We start from the raw sequence: 1,927 nt of genomic DNA, 5'->3' as shown, positions 1-1,927 counted from the left end.
GGCGACATCGACGTGTTCCTCGGCAACTGGATGCCGACCATGGAGGCGGACGTCCGGCCCTATCTGGACAAGGGCACGGTGGAGGAGGTGCGCACCAACCTGGAAGGCGCCAAGTACACGCTGGCCGTGCCGAAATATCTCCATGACGAGGGACTCAAGGACTTCGCCGACATCGCCAAGTTCAAGGACCAGCTGGGCGGCAGGATCGTCGGGATCGAGCCAGGCAATGACGGCAACCGGCTGATCCAGACCATGATCGACGCGAACCAGTTCGGGTTGGGCGAGTTCGAGCTGGTGGAGAGCTCGGAGCAAGGCATGCTCGCCGAGGTGAGCCGGGCGGTGCGGCGGAAGGCGCCAATTGTGTTCCTGGGCTGGGAGCCGCACCCGATGAACGTCAACTTCGAGCTGGCCTACTTGAGCGGCGGCGATGAGGTATTCGGTCCGAACTTCGGTGGCGCCACCGTCCATACCAACGTGCGCCAGGCCTATCTCGCCGAGTGCCCGAACGTCGGCAAGTTCCTGCAGAACCTCAGCTTCACCCTGCCCATGGAGAGCGAGGTCATGGGCAAGATCCTGGACGAGGGCCAGGACGGGCCGGACGCGGCCAGGAGCTATCTGCAGGCGCATCCCGACGTGCTGGAGGGCTGGCTCGCCGGTGTCACCAGCGTCAACGGCCAGGACGGGCTGGCGGCGGCCCGCGGCCATCTCGGGCTCTAGGAAGGGCAGCGCCGCGTCGGTCATCGAACCTGCGGCGCGCCACCGGCGGCAGGCGAAGGAGGGGCGCCATGGACTGGCTGACCGCGCACAAGATCCCGCTCGGTTCCTGGATCTCGGGCGGCGTGGACCTGCTCAACGAGCATGCCTGGTGGCTGTTCGACTTCGTCTCGCTGGTGATCGGCGGGGCGATCGGCTGGCTGATCGACCTGATGAAGGCCTGCCCGCCGCTCCTGCTGATCGCCCTGTTCGGCCTGCTCGCCTGGGTGCTGCATCGCTCCTGGCGGCTCACCCTGCTGGTGGTCGCCTCGTTCCTGCTGATCGCCAATCTCGGCTACTGGAACGAGACGGTGGAAACGCTGGCGTTGGTGGTGGCGGCCAGCACGGCCTGCATGTTGGTGGGCGTGCCGCTGGGCATCCTGGCGGCGCACCGGCCATGGGTGATGACCGTGCTGCGCCCGGTGCTCGACCTGATGCAGACCATCCCGACCTTCGTCTACCTGATCCCGACCCTGATCCTGTTCGGCCTGGGCGTGGTGCCGGGCCTGATCTCCACGGTGATCTTCGCCCTGCCGGCGCCGATCCGGCTGACCCAGTTGGGCATCGCCTCGGTGCCCAAGCCGCTGCTGGAGGCGGGCGAGGCGTTCGGCGCCACGCGCTGGCAGCGCCTGGTCAAGGTCGAACTGCCTTATGCCCTGCCGCAGATCATGGCGGGGCTCACCCAGTGCATCATGCTCTCACTCTCCATGGTGGTGATCGCGGCACTGGTGGGTGCTGACGGGCTGGGCAAGCCGGTGGTCCGGGCGTTGAACCAGGTGAACGTCGCGCGCGGCTTCGAGGCGGGACTCGCCATCGTGTTGGTGGCGATCGTGCTGGACCGGCTGTGCAAGCAGCCGGCCGGGCGCGGCCCGGGGCGGCCTCGATGAGCGGCATGACGCGCGACGGAGCCAGCGCCGTCGTGTTCGACCAGGTCGACATCTTGTTTGGAGCAAGGCCCGAGCGCGCCCTGCCTCTGGTGGAGCAGGGCCTTTCACGCGAGCGAATCCTGGCCGAGACCGGCCAGGTCGTGGGCGTGGCCGGGGCCTCGCTCGCGATCGAGCCCGGCCAGATCTGCGTGCTGATGGGCCTGTCCGGCTCCGGCAAGTCGACGCTCCTGCGGGCGGTGAACCGGCTGAACCGGGTGACCCGCGGCCGGGTGCTGATCCAGGACGAT

At 68.0% G+C, this 1,927-nt stretch carries 3 protein-coding genes; all 3 read left to right on the top strand.

What is annotated here, in order from left to right:
- Positions 1 to 717: glycine betaine ABC transporter substrate-binding protein (locus EQG76_RS09420; RefSeq protein WP_159712760.1), on the top strand; the 717-nt coding region annotated here is incomplete at its 5' end.
- 68 nt (positions 718 to 785) lie between these two features.
- Entirely contained in the window at positions 786 to 1,640 is an 855-nt protein-coding gene (choW, locus tag EQG76_RS09415; protein WP_159712758.1) for a choline ABC transporter permease subunit, read from the top strand.
- Positions 1,637 to 1,927 (top strand): ATP-binding cassette domain-containing protein (locus EQG76_RS09410; protein ID WP_200840680.1); only part of this gene is annotated, 291 nt, incomplete at its 3' end. The genes choW and EQG76_RS09410, both read left to right, overlap by 4 nt.

This window comes from Geminicoccus flavidas, from assembly GCF_009806515.1.
Taxonomy (GTDB): Bacteria; Pseudomonadota; Alphaproteobacteria; order Geminicoccales; family Geminicoccaceae; genus Geminicoccus; species Geminicoccus flavidus.
The sequence above is the reverse complement of the archived record's forward strand: the minus strand, read 5'-3'. Positions and strand labels throughout refer to the sequence as shown.

Coding starts and splice junctions, on each gene's coding strand:
- choW (WP_159712758.1), top strand. CDS start 786: ATGGACTGGCTGACCGCGCACAAGATCCCGCTCGGTTCCTGGATCTCG.